The following is a 3,884-nucleotide window of genomic DNA, read 5'->3' as shown; positions in this document are numbered from 1 at the left end:
GTATAAAATTATGAATAATAGAAGTGAATTTACAAATGAAGTTAACATAATTTAATTATTATTTTATTAAAATTGTCATTGAAAACTTTATTTTTATTATCATTGCGTGTTCTTACTAAACCGTCATTGCGAGTATTTGCAAAAATGCGAAGCAATCCGTATAAATCGAAGTAATATAAATTTAATAACAGCGAGCTTCCATTAAAAAAAATATAAAATGAAAGCTCGCCGTTTATTAAATTATCTCCACTACTTCTCAATATAAGCGTAATTGAATCTATATCTTCCCAAAGGTTCGTCAATATAATTTTTAAGTTTCGGACTCACAACCAAAAAATCCGTTCTGTATATAAAAGGTATAATCGGAACTTCGTCAAATAAAATAGCTTCCGCTTCTCTTAAAGCCTCCATTCTTTTTTCGGCGTCAGTCGAGGTTCGAGCGTATTCTATTAAACTGTCGTATCTTTCGTTGGAAAATCCGCCGTAATTAAAATCGCTGTCGCTTGTCATTATTTGAAGCATAGTCAAAGGGTCGTTATAATCTCCCGTCCAGCTAGCCCTAACCATTTGATAATTTCCAGCTTGTCTTAAAGGCAGACTTATTTTTGATTCAACCGTTCTCAATCTCAAATCGACATTTAAATTATTTTTCCACATAACTTGCACGGCTTCCATTACCGTTGTATAAAATCCCGCGCCGACATTTATTTCTATAGGAGGAAAATTCTCTCCGTTCGGATAGCCCGCTTCCGCCATCAATCTTTTTGCCTCTTCGATATTTTTCGCATGATTATTAATATCTATATAATCTCCGCTCTCTTCTCTGAAAGATTTATTCAAACCTTTTACGACAGGTGGAACGAATCCGCCCGTAGCGATTAATTTTCCATGCCCGATATTCTCTACTATATAATTTCTGTCTATCGCAAGAGATAAAGCCTTTCTCACTCTCTTATCGGATAAAGCTTTATCTTTAGTATTCACATCGATATAATAGCATCCTATAATATCGCTTACCGCCATAAGTCCGTCTTTAATCAAATTGTCAATCTCGCCTATTGGAGGAGCGGTTATAGAAAAATCGACATTTCCCGTTCTAACGGAATTTAAAGCTATGTATTCGTCAGCCATCAATACAAAATCGATTCTTTTTGCAACTTGATTTTTATAATTCCAATAATTCGTATTGATTTCAAAAGCTATCAATTCATCTGGTTTTCTTTCAACCATTTTATAAGCGCCGTTTCCAATATAAGTTTCGGGATTCCAAGTCCAATCATCGCCGTAGGTTTCTATAATATCCTCTCTAATCGGAACATATACTCCGCCCGAAGCGACAATATCCAAAAAATATAAAGTCGGAGCTTCCAATTCTATTATTAAAGTATTTTCGTCTGCGGCGATAACTCCCAAAGATTCAACGGGTTTTAATCCTTTAGTTATATCTTTAGCGTTTTTTATATATTCCATCAAATATGACATCGGAGAGGCAGTTTCTGGGTCAACCGCTCTTCTGAAAGAATATAAAAAATCTCCCGCCGTCACTTTTTTGCCATCGCTCCATTTTGCATCGTCTCTTAAATGGAAAGTATATTTCAAATTGTCTCTGCTTATCTCCCATTTATCCGCAACGCCTTCGATTATATTATTATTCGTGTCTTTATTTAGCAAACCCTCGAAAGCATGATTAATGTATATAAACCCGTAAGAACTGTTATTCAAAGTCGGGTCTATAGTTTTTAGCTCATACTCCAAATTTACCGTTATCTCGTCTCCAATATTTTTTCTAATATTATTGCAAGACGAGAGCAGCAATAATAATATTAAAGTTTTTGTAAAAAATTTGTAAGTCATAAAAAACTCCTTTAAAAAATAATTAATTAAATTTGATTTTTATAACCGTTTGAAATGTGAATTAATCTTGTTTTGATTTATGATTTGATAAAATTAATAAATAAAACAAGACCAACTTTAGAAAAGAATCTCATTTTATTTATTTTTTATAATTATAATATGAGAGTGATTCCCTACGCTGGCATTACCCAAACAGGTTATAAGGGTCGAAATATTTAATTTCCTCTCAGCCTTTTAAAGCTCCCCTATTGATTAAACTTGTATTATATTTTAATTTTTTGTCAACTGTTAAAATAATTAAAATAAAAATGGAATACATAAATTATGCATTCCATTTAATCTTTATAATTTTATTTATTATTTTGTTATGCATTTAAATTTTTAAACGTATTTATTCGTTTGGCAAAAATTCAATTTGAAATTTTTAATAACAATTCCAAAAGTTTTGTCGTCTATTTTATCGCAGAATTTAATTTTTCTTAATTTGAAATCGAGGCTTTTAATTTGGTCACTCAAAATTACTCCGTCAACTTTTTTATTTTATACAAAAAACAGCGTCCCACATTCGCAACATATCAAAAACTAAAAAATTATTAAATCTCTTTGACAAATAAAATTATTCTGTTATAATATCCTTATGAACAATAAGCCATTTAATGCATTAAACGATTGTTTTGTTCGGTATTTCTTTACCGATAAAGGCGGCGAAAAAGTTCTCCTCGATTTTATCAATGCCGTTATGATTAGCGCAGACATGAAAACTTTTAAAGCCGTTGAAATATTAAATCCGTTTAATTTAAAAAGTAATTATAAGGATAAAGAAACTATTGTAGATGTTAAGTGTATTACGAAAAACGGAACTGTTGTAATTATTGAAGTTCAATTATCGGGAAATTCCAGATTCCCAGAAAGAATATTATATTATTGGGCTATGAATTATAGCAAGCTTTTAAAGAAAGGCGAACAATATGAGGAATTAAATCCTGTGATAAGTATCAACCTTCTTAATTTTAATTTGAATAAAAAAGGAAATAATGTGCATAGCTGTTACATGATTTATGATACAAAAAATTCAAGACTGCTAACCGACCATTTGCAAATACACATGATAGAATTAAAGAAATTTAAATTCAAAGATAATAACCTGCCAAAAGACTTGAACTGTTGGCTTGGATTTTTCACTACAAAAAATATGGAGGATTATATGTCAGAAATAGTAAAAGAAAAACCTATAATGGAAGAAGCGCACAAGCGATATAACAATTTTATAAGAAATCAATTAATGATGTCTGAATATGAGAAAAAAGAAGTCTATCAATACGGTAAACAAATAATGCTTGCGGAAGAAAGAAGGATTGGAAGAAAAGAAGGCATAAAAGAACGCAATTATACAATAGCCAAAACCCTAAAACAAATGAACATGGACAACGCCTCAATAAGCAAAGCCACTGGATTAAGCATTGAAGAAATCAAAAAATTATAATTTAAAATATAAAAAATCCGCTATAGTTAGTTAAAAGAAATATATTACAAAATTAGTATCTTAAAGAGACTAATAAAAACAAGCGCCCTCAAAAATGAATTTACCTATTATTTAATGAAATTTTAATTTAACTTTTTAGCTATAATTATTTAAAATTTATTATCTTAATTTATATTTCAAATTGTTTGCTATTTTATCGTTATTGATTATATATAAATACTCTATGGAACTATCTTTTATATAAAATAAATTATTAGTCGTATTCGTATTGTCATAACTTATAATTAATTCAAATTCATTTTTATCGTTTAATTTATATAATTCCGAAAAAGAAATTGCTCTATCGTTAGAATTATAACTTATCAAATATGGAGAACCTAAAAAAATATCTCCATTTGTAGTTTTTACAATTATGCTAGATAGACTATCTTTATTTAAAGCAAATTCGGTAAATAATTCTTCCCAAATATGTTTATATAAAGTTTGATTAAAAATTTTTATATAAGCATAATATAAAATATTTCTAATTTTTTTACAACGATAAAAT

The 3,884-nt window shown here is 29.2% G+C and carries 3 protein-coding genes and 1 riboswitch; of the genes, 1 reads left to right on the top strand and 2 read right to left on the bottom strand.

Annotated features, from left to right (window positions below; translation table 11 throughout):
• Positions 1-249: 249 nt before the first annotated feature.
• A complete protein-coding gene (locus ACR0QS_RS11825; RefSeq protein ID WP_432633654.1) occupies positions 250-1,854 on the bottom strand; it encodes a peptide ABC transporter substrate-binding protein in 1,605 nt (534 codons plus the stop codon).
• A 153-nt stretch (positions 1,855-2,007) separates the two neighbouring features.
• A riboswitch (TPP riboswitch) is annotated at positions 2,008-2,111 on the bottom strand.
• A 380-nt stretch (positions 2,112-2,491) separates the two neighbouring features.
• On the opposite strand from ACR0QS_RS11825, the gene ACR0QS_RS11820 reads away from it, so the two are divergent.
• Positions 2,492-3,337 carry an Rpn family recombination-promoting nuclease/putative transposase gene (locus ACR0QS_RS11820; protein ID WP_432633653.1) on the top strand — a complete coding sequence of 282 codons (846 nt, stop codon included), beginning with the start codon at positions 2,492-2,494 and terminating at the stop codon, positions 3,335-3,337.
• A gap of 159 nt (positions 3,338-3,496) precedes the next feature.
• Here ACR0QS_RS11820 and ACR0QS_RS11815 read toward each other — a convergent pair.
• The coding region (locus tag ACR0QS_RS11815; protein WP_432633652.1) for a hypothetical protein at positions 3,497-3,884 on the bottom strand (388 nt) is incomplete at its 5' end.

It is taken from the genome of Brachyspira sp. (genome assembly GCF_050873525.1).
Lineage (GTDB): Bacteria > Spirochaetota > Brachyspiria > Brachyspirales > Brachyspiraceae > Brachyspira.
This window is presented reverse-complemented; position numbering and strand designations above follow the sequence as displayed.

Coding starts and splice junctions, on each gene's coding strand:
- ACR0QS_RS11825 (WP_432633654.1), bottom strand. CDS start 1,854: ATGACTTACAAATTTTTTACAAAAACTTTAATATTATTATTGCTGCTC.
- ACR0QS_RS11820 (WP_432633653.1), top strand. CDS start 2,492: ATGAACAATAAGCCATTTAATGCATTAAACGATTGTTTTGTTCGGTAT.